Raw genomic sequence first — 20,645 nt, forward strand, 5'->3', positions numbered from 1 at the left:
GGGAGCAGCATCATGACAGATAATGCCGTGCTCACCATGAAAAACATCCGCATGCGCTTTGGCAGTTACGATGCGCTGAAGGGCGTGTCGCTGTCGATCCGGCGCGGCGAGGTGTTCGGACTTCTCGGTCAGAACGGCTCGGGGAAATCCACCATGATCAAGGTTCTGGCGGGTTTCCACCAGCCGGAGCCAGGCAGCGAGGTCATTCTCTGGGGGCAGAAAATGCCTTTGCCGCTCGATCCCATGGAGATTAAGAAGCGCGGTGTGGCGTTTGTCCACCAGCATCTCGGTCTCGTGTCATCGCTGACCGTGCTGGAGAATATGCGGGTCACCGCCCTTGGTCAGAAATCACCCTGGTTCGTCAATTGGAGACGTGAAGCGTCGGCGATATCGAAACTGTTTGCGCAGTTCGACCTGTTTATCGATCCGTTTCAAACTGTGGCGTCGCTGTCACCGGTGGAGCGTGCCTTCGTTGCCATTATCAGGGCCTTCGAGGATCTGAAAGCGTCGGATGCAGGCTATGGCGGGGAAGGTATATTGGTGCTGGATGAGCCAACGCCGTTTCTGCCGGCCGAAGATGTCAAAAGGCTGTTTGCTCTCATCCGTTCCATCGTGAAAACCGGCGCTTCCGTTGTTATCGTCACCCATGACATCGATGAAGTGCGTGACATTACCGACCGTGTTGCAGTGCTGCGGGACGGCGAACTCGTCGGCATTATGGATACACACAGTTCGGAGCGCCAATCCATCCTGGATACCATCGTCGGATCACGTGTCGATGCGTTCGAGAAAAGGCGTATGGCGCCCAGCGGGGTTGCGGCGGCAGTGCGCGTGAGAGGATTGTCGGATGGTACCACCGCACCGTTTGATTTCGACATTCGCGAGGGCGAAACACTGGGCGTCACGGGCTTGATCGGCTCCGGCTTTGCCCGAGTTCCCTACCTGCTTTATGGCGCAAGGCGCGGCGAAGGTGAAATCATGCTTGCAGGCAAGACGTCTGGCGTTGGCGCAATGACACCGTTTGCCGCTCAGCAGATGGGCATCGCATTTCTACCGGGCGATCGGCTGGGTGCCGCTGGTGTCGGAACCCTTTCCGTCACCGACAATATCACGTTGCCCGTTCTCGACAATTTGCTGAAACCCTACGGACTTGACCGATCGGCCATGACCCGAGACGCAGCGCGGCTGGCGCAGCTCTATGATGTCAGGCCGCAGAACCCGCATTTGCCGCTTGCGTCTCTGTCTGGCGGCAACCAGCAGAAAGTCCTCTTGGCCAAATGGTTGCAGGTCAAGCCGAAGCTCTTGATGCTGGACGAACCCACCCAGGGCGTCGATTTCGGTGCGCGCCAGCAAATCTTCAAAGCGTTGGACCGGGCAGCGGCGGATGGCACCGCCATTCTCTGCGCCTCGACCGACAACGAACAACTGGAACAGATATGTGATCGCATCATCGTCTTTTCGCGCGGTCGCCCGGTAATCGAGCTGAAAGGCTCGCAGATCAGCCGCCGCGTCATTACGGAAGCCTGTTTCCACAGCCATGAAGCGGAGGCCGCAGAATGACGACGCTCGACATGCCGACAACCAAATTGGCATCGCCGCCAAAAAGCCGGTTTACCCTGAAGACGGAGGGCGAGCGCTTTGCGCTGGTTGGCGCTTGGCTGCTGCTCATCGTCATTTTCGGTACCCTCATGCCGGATTCCTTTTTAAGCTGGCGCAGTTTCTCGACTCTGTTCGGTTCTCAGGCCATTCTCGTGGTGCTGACGCTTGCCATCATCATACCGCTCACCTCAGGGGATTTCGACCTGTCTGGGGCATCGACCTTGACGATGAGCTGCATGCTGATCGCCGTGCTGAATGTGAAACTCGGTTGGCCGATCGTCCCCGTCATCCTGCTGGCTCTTCTCAGCGGCATCGTGATTGGTGCCGTCAATGCTTTCTTTGTCCTCTATTTTCGCATCCATTCCCTGATCGTGACGCTCGGCGTCGGGACCTTCGTTAACGGATTGATCCTTTGGGTCAGCAATTCGCAAACGATCTCGGGCGTTTCCATGGACCTCGTCAAATGGGTCATCATCAACCGTTTCCTGGGTATTCCCCTGGCCTTTTTCTACGCCATGATCCTGGCCGTCATCCTGTGGTATGCACTGGAATTCACCATCGCCGGTCGCAAGCTCCTATTTGTCGGGCGTGGTCGGGAAGTATCTCGCCTGAGCGGCATCCATGTCGACCGCGTCCGCGCCACGTCCTTCATATTATCGGGCCTGATTTCGGCCTTTGCGGGCATGCTGTATGCGGGAATGACCGGCTCTGCCGATCCGCTCTCGGGCCTCAACCTCCTGCTTCCCGCCTTTGCCGCGGCCTTCTTGGGTGCAACGACCATCTCGCCGGGCAGGTTCAATGCCTTCGGCGCCGTCATCGCCGTCTACTTCCTCGTCACCGGCATCACCGGGCTGACCATGCTGGGCGCGGATGCCTACGTGCAGAACCTGTTTTACGGAGGAGCGCTTGTCGTTGCCGTGTCGCTCAGCCAGCTCGTCCGCAACCGTCAACCACAGGATTTCAGCTGATGGATAACACGAATATGGTCGCTGCTTTGGCGCAAGCCTATTGGGCGCGGCCTGCGGTCGAAGCGGAACTGGTGGCCATGGCCGGAGAGATGGCCCGCGATATCGCTGCAATCGCACCGTCGCCGTTGGGCAAAGGTGGCGCGTTGTTCAATGTGGAACCCGCGCATTTCGATGCACTTCTGATGTCCGAGGCAAAGCGATGAGCCTCGATAATCCCACCTCGTTGACACAGGCCGCAGACGCGATCCGTGCCGGAAAGATCACCTCGCTGGAGATGACGCAGGCTGCGCTCGATCGCGCGACCGCCGGCCAGACACGGTTGAACGCCTTCATCGATATTGAACACGAAGCTGCACTCGATGCGGCGAAGAGGGCCGATGCCGCGCTTGCATCCGGCCACAGCGTGGGGCCGTTGCACGGCGTTCCGCTCGCCCACAAGGACATGTATGATCGCGCCGGTTTCGTGACCGGTTGCGGCTCGAAAATACGGGCGGGACACGTGGCAACCTCCACCTCCACCGTGATGGAGCGCTTGCAAAGCGCAGGCGCGCTGTCCATCGGTCGCCTGAATATGAGTGAATTCGCCATGGGGCCGACCGGCCACAATTTCCACCATGGCCGGGCATTGAACCCGATTGAGGCGGCGCGCATCACCGGCGGCTCGTCCTCCGGCTCCGGTTCCGCGGTGGGAGGTGGTGTCGTATTGGGGGCACTTGGTTCCGATACCGGCGGCTCGATCCGCTTGCCCGCCGCATGCTGTGGTGTTGTCGGTATCAAGCCGACGCAGGGCCGTGTGAGCCGACATGGGGCAATGCCATTGTCTTTCTCGCAAGACTGCGTGGGTCCTTTGGCGCGCACGGTCGAAGACGCCTATCTGATGTTACAACTCATTTCCGGCCCGGATGATCGCGATACGACATGCATGGATGTTGAAAAGCCTGGGCCGCTTCACACCGATCTCTCGTCCATCCGCATCGGCATCGCGGGTGGTCTCTTCACGTCGGGGCTGGATAGCGATGTTTCGCAGGGCGTCGATATAGCCATCACAGCCCTGAAATCAGAGGTTGCCAGCATCGCGCAGGCGTCCATGCCCGATCTGTCAACAATTGCAGAACTCGCCAATGTCGTTGCCATGGCGGAAGCCGGTGCTGTGCACTTTGACTGGATGCGTGAGCGCCCCGACGATTACGGTCCGCAAATCCGTATGCGGTTGTCGCAGTCCCTTGCGGTGCCCGCCCCCATCTACCTGCGGGCTTTGCAGATACGGTCGGTCATGCTCCAAGACTTTCTCAATGTCGCTTTTGCCCAATCAGATGTGCTCATCGCGCCTACCATGCCCTTCGTGCCGCCTTTGTCTTCGGAGGTGGATGTCGGCACAAGCCCCACGATGAATGCGGTGGTAAGTGCCATGACCTCGTTCACACGCCCCTTCAGCTATCTCGGCCTGCCAGCTGTGTCCGTGCCGGTGTCGATCTCTGCTGGCGGATTGCCCGTTGCTCTGCAAGTCGTGGCGCGGCCTTGGCGTGAAGACCTCGCAGCGAGTGTGGCTTTGAGACTTGAGACGGCGCTAGCGCTTCCTGCAATGGCGCGCGTCGCATCGGCAGCGTGAACCGCGTCATGACAATTCGGAATGGAGAAAGGACGATCAAATGAACACGATGCCAAATCTCTCATCACCGGTGGAGGCTGTTGTGGATGTCAGTCAGCAAGACTTCCGCGATGCCATGGCGAAAATGGGTGCCGCCGTCACCATTATCACGACGGATGGACCGGGGGGTAAGGCAGGCTTTGCTGCGACCGCAGTTTGCAGCGTGACAGACAGTCCCGCGACACTGTTGATATGCCTCAACCGCACTGCATCCGTGTTCAACGCGGTGATGGAAAACAAGACGCTTTGCGTCAATGTGCTGACTGCAGAGCATGAAACGCTGTCATCGCTGTTCGGTGGAAAAACGCCGGTCGATGACCGTTTTGCTGCGGCGAACTGGCACGCTGGCGTAACAGGTGCGCCCGTGCTGGACGATGCGATGGTATCGTTCGAGTGTGTGATTTCGGATATGCAGGATATCGGCACACACAGGGTTTTGTTTTGTGCGGTGAAGTCCCTTCGTCAAAGCGACGCCGACAAGGCCTTGATCTATTACAAGCGCGCCTATCATCATCTTTAGCCTTCGAGGCGATCAGGGCTGCAAGCCAGCACACCGTGCCGTATTGCGAATATGAGACTCCATCTCGACCCGGGCCAAAGCGCCGTCATTTGCCTTGAGAGCGGCAATGATGCGGCGGTGTTCGGCAATGGATTGCCGCATTCTTTCCGGGTCGGTGATGGGGATAGGCTGGCGCTGGGTTTCGGTCACCTGGTCCCGCACTGTCTGATACAGCGCCTTCAGCATCGTGTTGGAGCAGGCGGATACGATGGTGCCATGGAACGCGAGATCGGCTTCGACATTGGCGAGCAGATCCTGATTGGCCCAGCAATCCTCCATCGTCTTCGTCGCCTTTTCCATCTTTTCGAGCTGTGTCTGGGACAGTCGCCCAGCCGAAAGCCGGGCGATTTCTCCCTCGAGCAGGATGCGCGTTTGGAAGACGTCGAAAACCGAGTGGCTTTCCGAATAGCGCCACGGCGCCATATGTCCGGCTTGACCTGCCGTTGCGTCAATCGCAGCCACATACGTTCCGCGCCCAGCTTCTGTTTTCAGCAGGCCAAGCGTTTCAAGGGTCAGCAGCGCCTCACGAAGGGATGCCCGGCTGATGCCGAATCTTTGGGAGAATTCGCGCTGTGACGGAATTTTCTCGCCGGCCTTCAATTGCCCGGCCTGGATCATGGCCTGGATTTCGCGGGCAACTGATTGTGGCACAAGCGTTTTGTTGAGCATTCGATCCCTATTGACGTGAAGCAGCCGCGGCCCATCCGATATATTTTTTAAGCAACGTCTTGCAAAGCACAAAACCACGTGCTTGTTTGGTCGGACTGGTCTGACCAGTTAGACCAACGTAGATTGGCTTAAAACATAAAACAAGGGGTTCTCGAATGCACCACGTTTCGCGCATCAAAAGCACACTTCTCGCCGGGCTGGTTTCAGCGCTTGGTATAGTCAACGTTCAGGCTGCAGATCTGACGGTCGGCGCCAATATCGGCAACGTTCCATGGGAATTTGAAGACGCCAGTGGCAAGGTCACCGGCTTTGAGGTGGATCTTGTCAACGAAATCGCAAAGCGTCTCGGCAAGTCCGTCGAATTCGTCAACACGCCATTCAACGGCCTGTTTCCAGCCGTCCAATCCGGCCGCATCAACATGGCGATTTCCTCGATCACCATTACCGAAAAACGTTTGGCATCCGTTACCTTCGCCCAGCCCTACTACGATAGCGACCAGTCTCTGACGGTGACAGCCGCCTCCGGCATCACCGGTCTCAAAGGCATGAGCGACAAGGTCGTCGGTGTCGATACGGCATCGACAGGCGATATGTGGGCAGAAGCTCACAAGGGTGAATACAAGCTTGGTGAAATCCGCAAGTTCGAAGGCTTGCAGCCTGCCATGCTCGACCTCGTTGCGGGCCGGATCGACGGCTATATCTCCGACATTCCGGCCCTGCTCTACTACGCCAAGGACAAGCCGGAGCTGAAGGTTGTCGAGCGTATTCCGACTGGCGAGAAATACTCGATCATGTTCAACAAGGGTGATCCACTGGCAGAAGAGGTCAACAAGGTCATCACCACTTTGAAGGGCGAAGGCTTCATCGCCAAGCTGCACGAGACATGGTTCGGTGCAAAGGCCGAGGACACGACCTCGACCGTTGCCGTTCTCGATATGCCGAAGGCCAAGTAAGGTTTAAACAGCATCCGGCGGGACAAGCTTGTCTCGCCGGATCGCCAAGGGAGCCTGTCCGGCATGAACCTCATCAACACCTTCTTCAATGCTTCAGTCTTTCTCAACAGTCTGCCGCAACTGCTCTGGGGACTGGCCGTCACGCTCCAGATCGGCATGACCAGCATTATCTGCGGCTTGGTCGGCGGTCTTTTTCTGGCGGTGGCGCGTCTTTATGCGCCGGCATTCGTCAAACTGCTGATCCGCGTTTACATCGATATTTTTCGGTCCATACCACTGCTTGTCCTGCTGATTGTCGTTTATTACGCCCTGCCGTTCGTCGGTATCAGACTGTCGCCCTTTCTCTCGGCGGTCACCGCACTGTCGCTCGTGTCCGCCGCCTACACCGCGGAAATTTTTCGCGCTGGCATAGAGGCTGTTCCCCATGGTCAGTTTGAGGCATCCGCTGCACTTGGCCTCTCCAACCGCAACACGATGGTCGACATCATTCTGCCGCAGGCCATCCGCATCGTCATTCCACCGCTGACCAATAATTGCATCAATGTCATGAAGGACACCGCTCTTGCGTCCGTGGTCGCCATGCCGGACCTGTTGAAACAGGCAACGCAGGCGCAGGCCCTGAATGCCAACCCGACGCCGCTGATCGGGGCCGCCCTTATTTACATCGCCCTGCTCTGGCCCATGGTCGCGGTGGTCGCGCGCCTTGAAAAGCACTTCAACCGGGGGAAACGGTAATGGAAAAGAACGGCACGCCCCTCATTTCCATACGCGGATTGACCAAAGCCTACGGCACTTTCACCGTTCTGCACGACATTGATCTCGATGTCGCCGAGGGGGAGGTTGTCTGTGTCATCGGTCCATCCGGTTCCGGCAAATCGACACTCATTCGCTGCATCAATCATCTGGAGGCCTTTGCCCCCGAAAGCACCATTACCGTGGATGGCATCCGCGTTGCGCCCGGTCCGGCTTTGGCCAAGGTACGCGCCGAAGTTGGCATGGTGTTTCAGTCCTTCAACCTGTTTCCGCATATGACGGTGCTGAGAAACGTCATGATCGCGCCCATCCGGGTGAGAAAAACGCCGGAAGCAGAAGCAGAACGCAAGGCCCGCGAGCTTTTGGCGCGTGTCGGTATTTCCGAGCAGGCGGAGAAATTTCCCGGGCAGCTTTCCGGCGGCCAGCAGCAACGCGTGGCGATTGCTCGCGCTCTGGCCATGGAGCCGCGTGTCTTGCTTTTCGATGAGCCCACATCGGCACTCGACCCGGAAATGGTCGGCGAGGTTCTGGACGTGATGCGCAAGCTGGCAGGCACCGGTGTCACGATGGTGATCGTCACGCACGAAATGGGTTTTGCCCGACAGGTCGCAGATCGCGTCATCTTCATGGATGGCGGACGCCTTGTTGAATGGGGTGCGCCATCAGAAATTTTCGACACTCCGAAAGAAGAGCGAACACGCGGCTTTCTCCGCGCCGTTCTCAATCATTAAAAAAAGATACAGTCCGGGAGATATCAGCGATGACCACACCTTCACCACTCGACATGGATTATGTCCGCAGTCAGTTTCCGGGCCTATCTCGCGGCTGGACCTATTTTGACAATGCGGGCGGATCGCAAATCCTCAAAAGCGCGCTGGAGCGCATCACGACCTTCCTGATCGAGACAAACGTCCAGATCGGCGGCTCTTACGAGGTGTCGCAGAACGCCGCGAAAGCGCTCTACGAAGCCCGCACCGCCGCCATGCATCTGGTCAACGCCTCGCGTCCGGAGGAGATCGTTTTTGGTAGTTCCACGACCTCGCTTTTGCAAAATCTGGCCCGCACCATGCAAAGCCAGTTGTCCACCGGTGACGAGATCATCGTCACCGTCAGCGATCACGAATCCAACATTGGGCCTTGGGACAGGTTGCAGGATGCGGGCATTACGCTGAAATTCTGGCCGCTGAACAAGGAAACGCTTCAGCTCGATCTGGCCGATCTGGAGCCACTGATGAGCGAGCGGACGAAAATGGTTTGCGTCACGCACGTCTCCAACATCCTCGGGTCGATCAATCCTATCCGGGAGATCGCCGATTTCGTCCATGCGCGCGGAGCAAAGATTTGTGTCGACGCTGTAGCCTATGCCCCACACCGGGCCGTCGATGTGCAGGCCTTCGATGTCGATTATTACGTCTTCAGCCTCTACAAGACCTATGGCCCGCATTACGCGATGATGTATGGCAAGTACGATCTGCTGCTCGAGCTCGATACGATTTATCACTACTTTTACGGCAAGGACAAAGTGCCGGGCAAGCTGGAGCCGGGCAACCCGAATTACGAGCTTGCCTATTCCACCTGCGGTATCGTTGACTACCTCACCGCTCTTGGTGAGCAGGCAGGCGAGACAGGCACGGTGCGCCGGAAGATAGAGGCGGCGTTTGCAGCCATCACGGCACAGGAAAACCTGCTGGCTGAGCGGCTCTTGAGCTACCTGCGCTCCCGCAATGATTGCCGGATCGTCGGACAGCGTTTCAACCATGATGAGACACGCGTACCGACGATTGCCTTCCGCTTCGATGGCCGCGATGCTGGCGAGCTCTGCAAGGCGATGGATAACGACCACATTGCCATGCGCTTTGGTGATTTCCACTCGAGACGGCTTGCCGAATATCTCGGCCTGACCGACCATGGCGGCATGCTGCGTGTCTCGATGGTGCATTACAACACGCTTGAAGAGGTCGATCGCTTCACGGCTGCACTTGACCGCATCCTCTCTGGCGATGCGGGATTTGCAAAGGCAAGCTGACCATATGAACGACAAGAAGGACATGGAATGATGCGTTTCGATACGGTGATCAGGTACGGAACCGTGGTGACAGCGAGTGACACCTTCGTCAGCGATGTCGGCATCAAGGATGGCCGCATCGCCGCACTGGCCGCTGAATTGACCGAGGCGGACGAGATCATCGACGCCACAGGCCTCTTTGTCCTACCCGGCGGCATCGACAGCCACGTCCATCTCGACCAGCCCTCAGGCGACGGCATTGTCATGGCCGATGATTTCGACAGCGGCACCCGCTCGGCCGCCATCGGCGGCAACAGCACGGTTCTGGCATTCTGCATGCAGGAAAAGGGGCAATCGCTGCGTGAGGCGCTGAAGGTCTATCACGCCAAGGCGGAAGGCAAATGCCATGTCGACGTGTCCTTCCATCTGGTCATTACCGATCCAACCGCAGAAGTGCTCGGGCAGGAACTGCCGGCGCTGGTCGAGGATGGCTATACCTCACTGAAGGTTTTCATGACCTATGAGGGCCTGCGGCTTCGTGACGACGAAATCCTCGCCACGCTGGATACCGCACGGCGCACCGGCGCTTTGGTCATGGTTCACTGCGAAAACGAGGATGCTATCCGCTACCTGATCGGTCGCCACGAGGAAGACGGCAAATTTGAACCGAAATTCCACGCCACGACGCGACCGATTGCTGCCGAGCGCGAGGCGACCCACCGGGCATTGTCGCTGGCTGAAATCGTTGATGTGCCCATCGTCATCGTTCACGTCTCCAACCGCGAGGCGATGGAGGAAATCCGCCGAGCGCGCCAGCGTGGCCAGAAAATTGCCGGTGAGACTTGCCCACAATATCTTATGCTGACCGCCGACGATCTTGATCAGAGCGAGATGGAAGGCGCAAAGTACGTCTGCTCGCCGCCGCCGCGCGATGAGTCCAGTCAGGACGCCTGCTGGGAAGGGTTGGAACAGGGCGTTTTTGATCTGTTCTCGTCCGACCATTGCCCCTTCCGCTTCGATGATCCGGAAGGCAAGCTCAACGAGAAGGGCAAGCGACACTTTCGCTGGATTCCGAATGGCATCCCCGGCGTTGCAACGCGCCTGCCGATCCTGTTTTCGGAAGGCGTGATGAAGGGCCGGATCGACATCAACCAGTTCGTGGCGCTGACATCGACCAATCACGCCAAATTATATGGGCTCTACCCCCGCAAAGGCACCATCGCTGTTGGCGCCGATGCCGATATCGCGCTTTGGGATCCAAACAAAAGCGTCACCGTCCGCAATGATATGCTGCATCACGGTGCAGATTACACGCCTTACGAGGGGCTGGATATCCGTGGATGGCCGGTCCGGTTGCTGTTGCGCGGCAAGACCATTGTGGAAGACGGGCATTTTGCTCAACAGATCGGGCAGGGCGGCTATCTGCGTCGCGACCTCTCATCTCTCACGCGCCAACGTGGCGGCCAAATCTGAGTGTAGAGGGGTGTGCTGGCGGTCGGCACAGGGGAATAGACACCTGTGCCGACCGATTTCTCAGATTGAGACGTCGCTGGCTTTGCCCAACCAAACTGCCGGGTTGGTAATCGCGATCCGGCTTCTGATATCGGCGGCATTGGCGGCCAGCACCAATTCATAGTCACCAGCCTCCGACCGGAACGCCTTTGCGTCGACATCGAAGAAGCTGAGATCGCGTACCGACACTTTCAACGTTGCCGTTTTGGTTTCGCCTGGCTCGAGTTCAAGCTTGGCGAAGGCCCGCAATTCCTTATCCGGCCTTGAAACAGAAGAACCAAGTGGTCGCACATAAAGCTGCACCACCTCAGAGCCCTTGCGCGCACCCGTGTTGGTGACGTCGAGCGTGACGGTGATCCCGTCTTCACCCATCTGAGATGAGGATGCCTTGGCGTCGCTCCACGCAAATTGCGTATATCCAAGCCCGAAGCCGAACGGGAAGAGCGGCTCCACGCCATGACTGTCATGGTGGCGGTAGCCGACGAAGACACCCTCGTCATAGCGCACATGGCCGTCCTGACCGGGGTAGACACGTGGATTGTCGGTGACGGCGGAGTTGTCGGACAGCGACTTCGGGAACGTCTGCGGCAGACGACCGCCGGGTTCGACATCGCCAAACAGAACGTCGGCGACCGCGTTTCCAAGTTCCTGGCCCGGATACCACATTTGTAGAACCGCCTGAACCTTGTCCAGCCAAGGCATTTCCACAGGGCCGCCCGTTTGCAGCACGACCACCGTGTTCGAGTTGACGGCCGCAACCTTCTCGATTAGCTCTTCCTGACGCCCGGGAAGCCGCATATCGGGCAGGTCAAGACCCTCCGTGTCCCATTGGCCCTCACGGCCAACGAAAAGGATGGCGACATCGCAGGCCGCAGCCTTGGCAACAGCGTCCTCTATTGCAGCATCACCCAGCGGCTTTTCCACACCGAAGCGAATGGCCGTCAGGTGAATTCCATCCGTGGTATCTGCTGGCGAGCAATATTCGATTGCCAGCGTGTAGCTGCGTCCCGCCTCCAGTTCCACCGCCTGTCTCTGTTCGGTGTTGGCCGTGCCGAAGTAATTGTCGCCAGGCGTCCAGTCGTCGTAGCCGTTCACGACCAGTTTTCCATCCACATAGAGTTTGGCGAGGCCGGCATTCGTCATGCCGAAGATGTGCTCTCCGCTTTCAGCGGGGACGAAACTTGCGATGATCCGCGCGGAAAAGCTGGCTGGATCGAGATCTGGCGATGGCAGGTCGAACCAGAAGAATTCGCCCTTGGCGGCAGGTTCGCTGTGTACGGGGCAGCCTTCCAGCTTCCGACCCTTGAAATAATCGACATGCATATCGCCGCTGAACACATTGATGAGGCGATTGTTGCTGCATCCAATCGCGTGGTGCACGCTATTGGCGTTGGAAAGCGCTGCCTTGATGCCCTGAAGCGGGCTGATGGTGTAGTGCGCCGCGATTTGTGCACTGCCGCCTCCCATGACGCGCGCTTCGGCGGCATTGGGGCCGAGAACCGCGATGCTATCCAGCGTGGTCTTGGCGAGGGGCAACACGCCTTCGTTTTTCAGCAGAACGGCTCCCTCCGCGCCAATCTGGCGGATGAGGGCTCTGTCTTCGGGCAGATCGAGCGAGCTTTCGGTGAGATCGGGCGCTGTTTCGAACGCGCCGACACGCTCCAGAAGCGTCAGGATGCGGCGGGCTGCTTCGCGTACGGTTTCTGCTTTCACCTCGCCATTCTTCACGGCCTGAACAAGCTTTTCGCCACGGTCTCGGGTCGGTCCAGGCATTTCGAGGTCAAGGCCGGCATTGACCGTGGCGGCGGTGGAATGCGAGCCGAACCAGTCCGACATCACGATCCCATCAAAGCCCCACTCCTCGCGCAAGACGGTCGACAGCAGCCAATCGTGCTCGCTGGTATAGGTGCCGTTGAGACGATTGTAGGACGACATCACCGCCATCACGCCGGCCTTCTTCACCGCCCGTTCGAATGGCAGCAGATAGATTTCGCGCAGGCTGCGTTCATCGATATCCGATGACATCGTTTGGCGCTCGATCTCGGATTCGTTGCCTGCGAAGTGCTTGATGGTTGCTGCAATACCCTTGCTCTGCACACCTTGAATATAGGCAACGGCAAGATCTGCCGTCAGCAATGGATCTTCGGAATAGCACTCGAAATTACGGCCATTGAGGCCCGAGCGGTGAATGTTGACGGTCGGTGCCAGCAGCACCGAAGCGCCCTTGCTTTTTGCCTGTCCTGCCAGTGCCACCCCCATGCGTTTGACAAGCTCGGGGTTCCAGGTCGCGCCCAGCGCGATGGCCACGGGAAAGCAGGTCGCTTTGACGCCCGCGACCAGAGAGCCTGCACCACGTGCACCATTGGGTCCATCGGTGACTTTTATCTTCGGAACGCCAAGGCGCTCGACCGGCACGGTTGTCCAGAAGTCGGCACCGGCCAGCAGCGAAACCTGCTCTTCAAGCGTCATCTGGGTCAAAATGTTCTCGATCATACGAGCCTCCGATATTGGCTGTTGGTTAGAGAGAAATTTACAGTATCAACGAACACCGCGAACGGGTGCGATGGCCAGCGCCCCGAGGAAGGCGCAGACGGCTGCCACGGCATAGAGAACGCCATAGTTTTGCCCGCCGGTATTGCCGATAGCCAGAAGAAAGGGTGCGACAGCCGGAGCAATGGATTGCGGGACGGCGTTGGCAATGTTGAGAACGCCCAGATTTCTCGCCGCATGCGTTTCCCTGTCGGGCAGAATATCCACCACCAGCGCCTGATCGACAGCCATATAGACCCCAAAGCCGACTGAGGTAACGGCGATGCCGCTGTAAAACACCGCCAGATCGCTTGCGAAAACGATGACGACGATGCCCAGCGCGTAGGTCATGGCAGCCAGCAGCACGAAGGCTTTGCGGCGACCGATGCGATCAGAGACGTATCCCGAAACGAACGACGAGCCGACGACGCAGATGGCGGTAATCAGCGTTGAGAAAAACATGATGTCGCCGATATCGGCTTCCGCGATCTTCAAGTGGTCCATCAGATAATAGACCTGATAGGAGGTGAGAACGGCAAAGCCGAAGAACACCATGAAACGGCTGAGCCAGGCATAACCGAAATCCGGATGCTTGACGGGGTTGACCCAAAAACTGCCCAGCAGTTCTGCCACGCTTGGGATGGACTTTTCCGAGGTGTCGGTCAAAGGGCGGTCCTCGATCACCAGTACGAAGATGATGACCGATACGAGACCGATTGCCGTGGGGATGAGGAACATCGCGTTGCTGGTCGTTCCCGTCAAAGCGAGAATGCCGCTGCCGATCAGAAGAGCGATGTAGATCGACATGCCCGCCAGCGCTGATACGAGGCCGCGTTGGTGTTCCGGGACCTGGTCCGGCACCGTTGCGACAAGTGCTGCCAGCATGGCGTTATACGCGGCCTGGATCACGCACCACGCAATGCCGATGACGATCAGGCTGGACGTGTAGGCCATGAAGACCTGCGCCAGACTGCCGACGATCACACCGCCGAGCAGCCAGGGTTTGCGCCGCCCGAAGCGTGAGCGCGTGCGATCCGAAAGCTGGCCGAAAATCGGATTCGCCAGAAGCGCAAAGAGCGCACCGAGGCCGAGGATCGTTCCGAGACTTGCACCTTTGTCGACAGGATCAAGCGTGTTGACGCGAACGGCCAGTGTCATGGCGACGGGTGTCATGACAGCCGTGAAAAAGCCGACACTGGCCAGCCCGTAGGTCAGAATAAACGGGAGGCCAACCGATTTTTCAATGGGTTTGCCGGACGACCCGGCGGCAATAGTTGATGCTGTCATACTCATGATAAAACCCTCCACCGCAATAACTTGACAACAACGTCATCCCCCAACGAACGTTGCAATAAACCTACCGACTACTCGGTAATTGAAATTAGTCAACTTTTTTGTATCCTGCAATTGCCATGATCGAAGGCCGGGCCAACGGGACAAAACAGCAAAATTCCGTCTAAAGACGATGCGATGCAGATGATATGGAATGGCTATGACTGATAAGATGAATGACGGTCCCGTCTTGGACCAAGCACCGCCCAGACGGCGCAAATCGCCGAAAGGGATGGCCCGAAAAGAGGCTATTCTGACGACGGCCATGCAGCATTTTGCGAGAGATGGATATCAAAGCGCATCCTTTGCAGCCATCGCTGCCGATGTCGGCCTGTCCTTGCCGGGACTTCTTCATTATTTTCCGACGAAGGTCGCTCTGTTGCTCGCCATTCTCGAAAAGCGCGATCTCGACAGCGCGTCGAGCGTGGGGGAAGATTATCTGGATTGGCGCAAGGTACTGCACGGTCTGGTGGAGATCGCGGCGATCAACCAGACGATCCCGAATGTGGTGCAGGCTTTTGCCGTCCTCAACGCCGAAAGCCTCACCGCCGATCATCCGGCAAGTGCGTGGTTTGCCGCACGCGTCGTGACGCTGAAGACCAATCTTGCATTCTGTCTGCAAAAAGGGATCGCAGATGGCGAAATCAGGCCGGAGACCGACCCGGAAGCCATTACCGCCGAACTGATCAGCATGATGGACGGACTTCAGATGCTCTGGCTGAGATCACCTGAAGAGTTCGACATGGTGACCGTCTTTTCCGGTTACATCACGCGCCTGATCGACACCATCAGGCTTCGTTGACATAAATCCGGCCCTAGATCATTTCCCGGTCTTTTCGCGCCACGCGTCGTAGCGTTGCTGATACTCGTCCTTTGTGCAGGGGTAGAGGCCGATGATGGCTTCGCCCGCATTCACCTGTTCGAGCACGAATTCCTCATAGCTTTCCATGCTGGTGCATTCCTCGGCAAGCTCATCCGCCAGATGGGCGGGAATGACCATGACGCCGTCATTGTCTCCCACCAGAACATCGCCGGGGAACACAGCAACATCACCGCAGGAAATGGGGACGTTGATGTCGATGGCTTCGTGGAGTGTCAGATTGGTGGGTGCCGATGGTTTCGCGTAATAGGATGGCATGCCAAGTGCGCCGATGCCGGCGGCATCGCGAAATCCGCCATCGGTGACGACGCCCGCTGCACCGCGCAGCGCCAGTCGTGTGATCAGGATCGAACCTGCGGTTGCCGCACGCGCATCTTTGCGGCTGTCCATCACCAGCACGTGGCCTACCGGGCAGGTTTCGATCGCCACGCGCTGCGGGTGGTCTGCATTGCGAAAGACGGTGATCGGATTTCTGTCTTCGCGGGCAACAATGTATCGCAAGGTGAATGCCTGACCGACCATCACTTCGGGCTTTGGAGAAACCGGGACAACGCCCTGAATGAACTGGTTTCGCAAACCGCGCTTGAACAGGGCAGTGGCAATGGAAGCGGTGGAAATTTTCTTGAACTTTTGGCGCGTGGCTTCGCTCAACACATAGTCGGTCATGGCAGTCTCTTTCCTTGGTTCAGTAAATGTCCGGTTCGCCTGCGGTCTTGCCGAAACCGGTTTCCAGAAAATCGAAGTCGCAGCCTTGATCGGCCTGGGTCACATGGCGGGAGAACATCCAGCCATAGCCGCGCTGGAAGCGTGGTTCCGGCGCTTTCCATTCCGCCTTTCGCTGCGCAAGTTCCTCGTCGCTCACCAGCATGTCGAGGGTGCGATTGGGCAGGTCGAGGCGAATGGTGTCACCGTTCCTGAGAAGTGCCAGCGGGCCTCCGACAAAGCTCTCGGGCGACACATGAAGCACGCAGGCACCATAGGACGTACCGGACATGCGCGCGTCGGAAATGCGCAGCATGTCGCGATGACCCTGCTTGATCAAAGCTTTGGGAATGGGCAGCATGCCCCATTCGGGAAAGCCCGGACCACCTTGCGGGCCTGCGTTGCGCAAGACCAGCACATGTTCCGGCGTGACGTCGAGGTTCTCGTCATCGATGGCCTTTTTCATTTCCGGATAGCTGTCGAACACCATCGCCGGTCCCTCATGCACATGATATTTGGGATCGCAGGCCGCGGGCTTGATGACGCCGCCATTCGGGCAGAGATTGCCGCGCACAACGGCAAGCGAACCCTCATGGTAGACCGGATTGGAGAGCGGGCGAATGACATCGTCGTTGTAAACAACTGCACCCTCCAGATTCTCCCACATGGTCTTGCCGGTCACCGTCAGTGCGGTGAGATCGAGCCGGTCCTCGATCTGCTTCATCAGTGCTCTCAAACCGCCCGCATAGAAGAAATCCTCCATCAGGTAATCTTTGCCTGAAGGGCGAACATTGGCGATCAGCGGGGTGACGCGGCCAAGCGCGTCGAGATCATCCAATGTCAGATCGACACCGGCACGGCGCGCCATTGCAATCAGATGCACGACGGCATTGGTGGAACACCCTGTCGCCATGGCAACGATGGCGGCGTTGCGACATGCGGCCTCGGTCACGATGCGGTCCGGCGTGAGGTTTTCCCACACCATGTCGACGATCCGGCGGCCGCAATCTGCGCCCATGCGCTGGTGGTTGGCATCCACGGCGGGGATGGAGGACGCACCGGGCAATGTCAGCCCCATGGCGTCGGCAATCGCGGTCATGGTGGATGCGGTGCCCATCGTCATACACGTGCCGGCGGAACGGGCGATACCACCTTGCACGCCCAGCCATTCCTCGTCTGAAATATTGCCAGCGCGGCGCTCATCCCAGTATTTCCAGGCATCGGAGCCGGAGCCCAGAATTTTCCCCGCATAATTGCCGCGCAGCATCGGACCAGCAGGCAGATAGATCATCGGGACGCCTGCGGAAATCGCACCCATGACGAGGCCGGGCGTGGTCTTGTCGCAGCCGCCCATCAGCACCACGCCATCCAGCGGGTGAGAGCGGATCATCTCTTCCGTCTCCATCGCCAGCATGTTGCGATAGAGCATGGAGGTGGGTTTGGTGAAGCTCTCATCGACGGACAGCGAGGGCATCTGCACCGGGAAACCGCCCGCCTGCATTACACCGCGTTTCACATCCTGTACGCGTTCCTTAAAATGCGCGTGACAGGTGTTGAGCTCCGACCATGTGTCGAGCACGCCGATGATCGGCTTTCCTGCGAAATCCTCTTCGGAATATCCAAGCTGCATCATGCGCGAGCGGTGGCCGAAGGTGCGCAGGTCGTCGGGCGCGAACCACCGTGCGCTCCGCAGCGTTTCAGGTGTTTTTCTGTCTGTCATGGCATGTGACCTAATCAGGGGAGAGTGAAAGTGGCTAAGCTGCGCCGGACATTCACGCTGGTCGTCATTTGCTCTGGTCCGGATGTTACGTTTCCGCCCTTCGAACACGTCACAGTTCATCAAGGGCAGTTGCAAGTCCGGTTACAAACTTGCAGACATTGAAGCACTAAAACATCAGTGCATCAATCCCTGATATGTGGTTTAGTGGCGTCATGAGAACGACAGCGGGGTGTGTATGGTTGGAATGATCAGGGGCGGGCAGTTGGATCGATCACGGCAGGTCTCGCTTCAGATCCAAGATATTTTGCGCGAGCGTATTCTCAAGGTGCAACTGGCGCCGGGAACGGTTTTGTCGCGGGCTTCGTTGCAACTGGAATTTGGCGTGAGTCAGACGCCGGTGCGGGATGCGCTGATGCGTTTGCAGGAGGAAGGCATCGTCGATGTCTATCCACAATACGCAACCGTGGTGGCGAAGATCGACATCGAGCACGCAAAACAAGCCCAGTTCCTGCGGCTCTCCATTGAGCTTGAGGCCGTGAGGCGCTTAACCAAGGAGGCCGCTGCTCAAACGGCGTCGGAACTCAGCGATATCTTGGATCGGCAAAAAGCGGTAGCGGCTCCGGCAACCTACGATCTCTTCGATGATATAGACCGTGAATTTCACCGTAAACTTTATGAGAAAACGGGCATATTGCAGCTGTGGAGCAATGTTCGGCGCCAGAGTGTCCATCTTGATCGGCTGCGGCGCCTCAACCTGCCCATGCCTGGCAAGATGCAGACGGTCATCGCCGACCATGAGGCCATCGTCAGCGCAATCGCGTCGGGCAGACCTGATCAGGCGCAGTCGGCCCTGAGAGCCCACCTGTCCGGCACGCTTTCCGTGGCAGATGTCATTAGCGCGACGTTCCCCGATTATGTCGGATAACGCCGCGCGTTCGGAAGCGAACTGTGGCTGCCTTCACGATCAACACGTGTGGGGATTGCGACTGTGCGCGCGTTTGAAAGCGGGTGCGGCAACATCTGGCGCAAGCAGATCGTGCTTTTCGGCATAGGCGACAAACACGCCGCGGGCGACATCCGGATCTATTTCGCCCTTTAACGCCGCCTTGCAAGCCTTCAGGGCCATGGCTTTTGCGCCGTCATGGGGTGAACCGCGCCAGTCCATCAAAAGCTGGTAGGCGTCCGTCACGGAATGTATCGGCGTGGGCAAGCCTAGGCCGACGAGGACGTTGACAGGTGTGGTGAACAGATCGGGTTTCATAGCCTTGTCCTTTCCATAGCCCGATTGCTTGCCATAGTCGTACAGCGCCGAGGTGCTCGGCGCTGTCTATCTCATTGAGAGCTCAGCAAAAGCATGGCTCTGTATCGACGTTATGCGACCTGACGCTCAGCGTCGATCTGAAGAGGCTCCGGTTTTGCCGGGCCGGTGCCGATCGCGATCTTGCGTGGCTTCATGGCTTCGGGAACCTCGCGCTTGAGCGAAATTCTCAAGAGGCCGTTGCTCAGCGCGGCAGTCTCGACACGGACGTGGTCTGCCAGTTCGAAGCTGCGCTCGAATGTACGTCCGCTAATGCCACGGTGCAGATATTCGCCGTCCTTGGCGTCTGCCTTGTGGCCCTTGACGATGAGCAGATTGCGCTCCTGCGTGATGTCGAGTTCCTCATCGCCGAAACCTGCCACGGCCATTTCGATGCGGTAGGCATCGTCACCGGTTTTGACGATGTCATAGGGTGGCCAGCTGTCGATGGCATGCAGGCGCTGCGCGTTGTTCAACAGGTTGAAAACGCGGTCAAAGCCGATGCTCGAGCGATAAAGGGGTGCAAAATCTAGATCGTTTCTCATAACCAAATCCTCCGTAAAGCGAGATGGAATGGAGACGTGGATATTCCCGTCCCCGGTTTGTCGGCCCCTTGATGGCGACCGACGAGAATGATCTGGTTTTGGCAAAAATAGTTTCAAGACCGTCCATGATTTTTTTGTTTGCCCATCGTTTTTTCTTGGCAACAAGCGCGGCCCCATGGCGTTTGCTCACGTAGCTTATAAAAAAGGGAGGCCACCCCATGGCAGACGACAGTACCAACACAATCCGCGCTACCTTCGCAACGCGTGCCGCGGCAGATCTGGCGGTCGAGCATCTCGTCCAGCAGCACGGTGTGCCGCGCCCGGATATTTTTATTCAGTCCACGACCGCGAAAAACACCGTCGGCTCAGCCCCATCGGGTGGCGATGCCTCGCAAGCCGATGGCGTGCGTGATGATGCGCCACTGGAAGGCGAAATCGAGGTTTCTGCGGATGTGTCCAACAGCCAATTCGCTGCCGTTCAACGCAGCTTGGGTGAAGCCGGGGCTCTTCACGTGACCGGTCAATAAGGAAGTCGGGACCGGCTGCGCCGGTCTCCCCCCCCTCTTGGAGATAATCGAGGGTTATCCCGTCACACGTTGAAGCGTGATAATAAGCTCATCGGTATCGTACGGCTTCATCAATCGCGGCACGTGTTGGAACTCTGCGGGCATCGCTGTGATATTGCTGCCCGTGACGAATACGAACGGTTTTCCATGGTGGGCCAGAAGTTCGGCGGCCGGGTACACCAGTTCTCCACCGAGATTGATATCGAGTATGGCCGCATCAACCGGAAAATCCGGATCAGACAGGACCTCTATGGCTCGCTTCACGTCCGATATCGGTCCAAAGACCCTCGCACCAGCGTCTTCAAGCGTCATCAAGAGATGAGAGGCCACGAGATACTCGTCCTCGACCACGAGATATTGGCGACCTTCAAGAGCGAGCGGCATGATTGTTTCCTCCGGCTTTTTAAA

General features: G+C 58.0%; 21 protein-coding genes. 13 read left to right on the plus strand and 8 right to left on the minus strand.

Annotated elements, in window-relative coordinates; all coding sequences use genetic code 11:
• Window positions 1–12 precede the first annotated feature (12 nt).
• Genes GGQ73_RS05325 through GGQ73_RS05345 form a run of 5 tightly spaced genes read left to right on the plus strand, consistent with a single transcriptional unit; the run spans window position 13 to window position 4,735 of the window.
• Window positions 13–1,560 (plus strand): sugar ABC transporter ATP-binding protein, encoded by a 1,548-nt coding sequence (locus tag GGQ73_RS05325; RefSeq protein ID WP_183894567.1) that lies wholly within the window; start codon window positions 13–15, stop codon window positions 1,558–1,560.
• Entirely contained in the window at window positions 1,557–2,567 is a 1,011-nt protein-coding gene (locus GGQ73_RS05330; protein WP_174155989.1) for an ABC transporter permease, read from the plus strand. Before GGQ73_RS05325 ends, GGQ73_RS05330 begins: the two co-directional genes overlap by 4 nt.
• Complete coding sequence (locus GGQ73_RS05335; RefSeq protein WP_183894569.1) at window positions 2,567–2,770, plus strand: hypothetical protein; 204 nt, start codon at window positions 2,567–2,569, stop codon at window positions 2,768–2,770. The genes GGQ73_RS05330 and GGQ73_RS05335 overlap by 1 nt, the downstream gene beginning before the upstream one ends.
• On the plus strand, window positions 2,767–4,176 hold the full coding sequence (locus GGQ73_RS05340; RefSeq protein ID WP_183894571.1) for an amidase: 1,410 nt from the start codon (window positions 2,767–2,769) through the stop codon (window positions 4,174–4,176). Before GGQ73_RS05335 ends, GGQ73_RS05340 begins: the two co-directional genes overlap by 4 nt.
• A 49-nt stretch (window positions 4,177–4,225) precedes the next feature.
• Window positions 4,226–4,735 carry a flavin reductase gene (locus GGQ73_RS05345; RefSeq protein ID WP_412762957.1) on the plus strand — a complete coding sequence of 170 codons (510 nt, stop codon included), beginning with the start codon at window positions 4,226–4,228 and terminating at the stop codon, window positions 4,733–4,735.
• 12 nt (window positions 4,736–4,747) lie between these two features.
• Here GGQ73_RS05345 and GGQ73_RS05350 read toward each other — a convergent pair whose 3' ends face one another.
• A complete protein-coding gene (locus tag GGQ73_RS05350) occupies window positions 4,748–5,443 on the minus strand; it encodes a FadR/GntR family transcriptional regulator (RefSeq protein WP_183894575.1) in 696 nt (231 codons plus the stop codon).
• Window positions 5,444–5,598: 155 nt separating this feature from the next.
• Between GGQ73_RS05350 and GGQ73_RS05355 the strand changes: the two genes are divergently transcribed.
• From GGQ73_RS05355 to hydA, 5 genes are all read left to right on the plus strand, one after another.
• A complete protein-coding gene (locus GGQ73_RS05355) occupies window positions 5,599–6,396 on the plus strand; it encodes an ABC transporter substrate-binding protein (RefSeq protein ID WP_183894577.1) in 798 nt (265 codons plus the stop codon).
• Between the two features lie 63 nt (window positions 6,397–6,459).
• A complete protein-coding gene (locus tag GGQ73_RS05360) occupies window positions 6,460–7,131 on the plus strand; it encodes an amino acid ABC transporter permease (RefSeq protein WP_174155995.1) in 672 nt (223 codons plus the stop codon).
• On the plus strand, window positions 7,131–7,880 hold the full coding sequence (locus GGQ73_RS05365) for an amino acid ABC transporter ATP-binding protein (protein ID WP_183894579.1): 750 nt from the start codon (window positions 7,131–7,133) through the stop codon (window positions 7,878–7,880). Before GGQ73_RS05360 ends, GGQ73_RS05365 begins: the two co-directional genes overlap by 1 nt.
• A gap of 29 nt (window positions 7,881–7,909) precedes the next feature.
• Window positions 7,910–9,175: a cysteine desulfurase-like protein gene (locus GGQ73_RS05370; protein WP_183894581.1), complete on the plus strand. Its 1,266-nt coding sequence runs from the start codon at window positions 7,910–7,912 to the stop codon at window positions 9,173–9,175.
• Window positions 9,176–9,205: 30 nt separating this feature from the next.
• Window positions 9,206–10,627: a dihydropyrimidinase gene (hydA, locus tag GGQ73_RS05375; protein WP_183894583.1), complete on the plus strand. Its 1,422-nt coding sequence runs from the start codon at window positions 9,206–9,208 to the stop codon at window positions 10,625–10,627.
• 60 nt (window positions 10,628–10,687) lie between these two features.
• Here hydA and GGQ73_RS05380 read toward each other — a convergent pair whose 3' ends face one another.
• Together GGQ73_RS05380 and GGQ73_RS05385 are read right to left on the minus strand one after the other, a co-directional pair.
• Entirely contained in the window at window positions 10,688–13,159 is a 2,472-nt protein-coding gene (locus tag GGQ73_RS05380) for a glycoside hydrolase family 3 C-terminal domain-containing protein (RefSeq protein ID WP_183894585.1), read from the minus strand.
• Between the two features lie 45 nt (window positions 13,160–13,204).
• Window positions 13,205–14,488: an MFS transporter gene (locus tag GGQ73_RS05385; protein WP_183894587.1), complete on the minus strand. Its 1,284-nt coding sequence runs from the start codon at window positions 14,486–14,488 to the stop codon at window positions 13,205–13,207.
• A 199-nt stretch (window positions 14,489–14,687) separates the two neighbouring features.
• Here GGQ73_RS05385 and GGQ73_RS05390 point away from each other — a divergent pair, with 199 nt between their 5' ends.
• Entirely contained in the window at window positions 14,688–15,329 is a 642-nt protein-coding gene (locus GGQ73_RS05390; RefSeq protein WP_234910894.1) for a TetR/AcrR family transcriptional regulator, read from the plus strand.
• Between the two features lie 18 nt (window positions 15,330–15,347).
• On the opposite strand, the gene GGQ73_RS05395 is transcribed toward GGQ73_RS05390, so the two are convergent.
• Window positions 15,348–16,073 (minus strand): ribonuclease activity regulator RraA, encoded by a 726-nt coding sequence (locus GGQ73_RS05395; protein WP_183894589.1) that lies wholly within the window; start codon window positions 16,071–16,073, stop codon window positions 15,348–15,350.
• A 19-nt stretch (window positions 16,074–16,092) separates the two neighbouring features.
• Window positions 16,093–17,829 (minus strand): L-arabinonate dehydratase, encoded by a 1,737-nt coding sequence (araD, locus tag GGQ73_RS05400; protein WP_183894591.1) that lies wholly within the window; start codon window positions 17,827–17,829, stop codon window positions 16,093–16,095.
• A 235-nt stretch (window positions 17,830–18,064) separates the two neighbouring features.
• Here araD and GGQ73_RS05405 point away from each other — a divergent pair, with 235 nt between their 5' ends.
• On the plus strand, window positions 18,065–18,754 hold the full coding sequence (locus GGQ73_RS05405; RefSeq protein ID WP_183894593.1) for a GntR family transcriptional regulator: 690 nt from the start codon (window positions 18,065–18,067) through the stop codon (window positions 18,752–18,754).
• A gap of 39 nt (window positions 18,755–18,793) precedes the next feature.
• Here GGQ73_RS05405 and GGQ73_RS05410 read toward each other — a convergent pair whose 3' ends face one another.
• Both GGQ73_RS05410 and GGQ73_RS05415 read right to left on the minus strand, forming a co-directional pair.
• Complete coding sequence (locus tag GGQ73_RS05410; protein WP_183894595.1) at window positions 18,794–19,090, minus strand: DUF982 domain-containing protein; 297 nt, start codon at window positions 19,088–19,090, stop codon at window positions 18,794–18,796.
• 110 nt (window positions 19,091–19,200) lie between these two features.
• Window positions 19,201–19,671 carry an Hsp20 family protein gene (locus GGQ73_RS05415; protein WP_183894597.1) on the minus strand — a complete coding sequence of 157 codons (471 nt, stop codon included), beginning with the start codon at window positions 19,669–19,671 and terminating at the stop codon, window positions 19,201–19,203.
• Between the two features lie 218 nt (window positions 19,672–19,889).
• Between GGQ73_RS05415 and GGQ73_RS05420 the strand changes: the two genes are divergently transcribed.
• On the plus strand, window positions 19,890–20,198 hold the full coding sequence (locus GGQ73_RS05420; protein ID WP_183894599.1) for a hypothetical protein: 309 nt from the start codon (window positions 19,890–19,892) through the stop codon (window positions 20,196–20,198).
• Window positions 20,199–20,252: 54 nt separating this feature from the next.
• On the opposite strand, the gene GGQ73_RS05425 is transcribed toward GGQ73_RS05420, so the two are convergent.
• The gene (locus GGQ73_RS05425; RefSeq protein WP_183894601.1) at window positions 20,253–20,621 is read right to left on the minus strand and encodes a response regulator; all 369 of its coding nucleotides are present in this window, start codon (window positions 20,619–20,621) and stop codon (window positions 20,253–20,255) included.
• Window positions 20,622–20,645 lie beyond the last annotated feature (24 nt).

Source organism: Rhizobium skierniewicense, from assembly GCF_014196515.1.
Classification (GTDB): domain Bacteria; phylum Pseudomonadota; class Alphaproteobacteria; order Rhizobiales; family Rhizobiaceae; genus Agrobacterium; species Agrobacterium skierniewicense.

Bases quoted from the DNA above. Each gene is read 5' to 3' on its own strand.
- GGQ73_RS05355 (WP_183894577.1), top strand. From the start codon at position 5,599: ATGCACCACGTTTCGCGCATCAAAAGCACACTTCTCGCCGGGCTGGTT.
- GGQ73_RS05390 (WP_234910894.1), top strand. From the start codon at position 14,688: ATGACTGATAAGATGAATGACGGTCCCGTCTTGGACCAAGCACCGCCC.
- GGQ73_RS05370 (WP_183894581.1), top strand. From the start codon at position 7,910: ATGACCACACCTTCACCACTCGACATGGATTATGTCCGCAGTCAGTTT.
- GGQ73_RS05415 (WP_183894597.1), bottom strand. From the start codon at position 19,671: ATGAGAAACGATCTAGATTTTGCACCCCTTTATCGCTCGAGCATCGGC.
- GGQ73_RS05340 (WP_183894571.1), top strand. From the start codon at position 2,767: ATGAGCCTCGATAATCCCACCTCGTTGACACAGGCCGCAGACGCGATC.
- GGQ73_RS05385 (WP_183894587.1), bottom strand. From the start codon at position 14,488: ATGAGTATGACAGCATCAACTATTGCCGCCGGGTCGTCCGGCAAACCC.
- GGQ73_RS05410 (WP_183894595.1), bottom strand. From the start codon at position 19,090: ATGAAACCCGATCTGTTCACCACACCTGTCAACGTCCTCGTCGGCCTA.
- GGQ73_RS05380 (WP_183894585.1), bottom strand. From the start codon at position 13,159: ATGATCGAGAACATTTTGACCCAGATGACGCTTGAAGAGCAGGTTTCG.
- GGQ73_RS05350 (WP_183894575.1), bottom strand. From the start codon at position 5,443: ATGCTCAACAAAACGCTTGTGCCACAATCAGTTGCCCGCGAAATCCAG.
- araD (WP_183894591.1), bottom strand. From the start codon at position 17,829: ATGACAGACAGAAAAACACCTGAAACGCTGCGGAGCGCACGGTGGTTC.
- GGQ73_RS05335 (WP_183894569.1), top strand. From the start codon at position 2,567: ATGGATAACACGAATATGGTCGCTGCTTTGGCGCAAGCCTATTGGGCG.
- GGQ73_RS05360 (WP_174155995.1), top strand. From the start codon at position 6,460: ATGAACCTCATCAACACCTTCTTCAATGCTTCAGTCTTTCTCAACAGT.
- GGQ73_RS05420 (WP_183894599.1), top strand. From the start codon at position 19,890: ATGGCAGACGACAGTACCAACACAATCCGCGCTACCTTCGCAACGCGT.
- GGQ73_RS05395 (WP_183894589.1), bottom strand. From the start codon at position 16,073: ATGACCGACTATGTGTTGAGCGAAGCCACGCGCCAAAAGTTCAAGAAA.
- GGQ73_RS05345 (WP_412762957.1), top strand. From the start codon at position 4,226: ATGCCAAATCTCTCATCACCGGTGGAGGCTGTTGTGGATGTCAGTCAG.
- GGQ73_RS05365 (WP_183894579.1), top strand. From the start codon at position 7,131: ATGGAAAAGAACGGCACGCCCCTCATTTCCATACGCGGATTGACCAAA.
- GGQ73_RS05330 (WP_174155989.1), top strand. From the start codon at position 1,557: ATGACGACGCTCGACATGCCGACAACCAAATTGGCATCGCCGCCAAAA.
- hydA (WP_183894583.1), top strand. From the start codon at position 9,206: ATGCGTTTCGATACGGTGATCAGGTACGGAACCGTGGTGACAGCGAGT.
- GGQ73_RS05405 (WP_183894593.1), top strand. From the start codon at position 18,065: ATGGTTGGAATGATCAGGGGCGGGCAGTTGGATCGATCACGGCAGGTC.
- GGQ73_RS05425 (WP_183894601.1), bottom strand. From the start codon at position 20,621: ATGCCGCTCGCTCTTGAAGGTCGCCAATATCTCGTGGTCGAGGACGAG.
- GGQ73_RS05325 (WP_183894567.1), top strand. From the start codon at position 13: ATGACAGATAATGCCGTGCTCACCATGAAAAACATCCGCATGCGCTTT.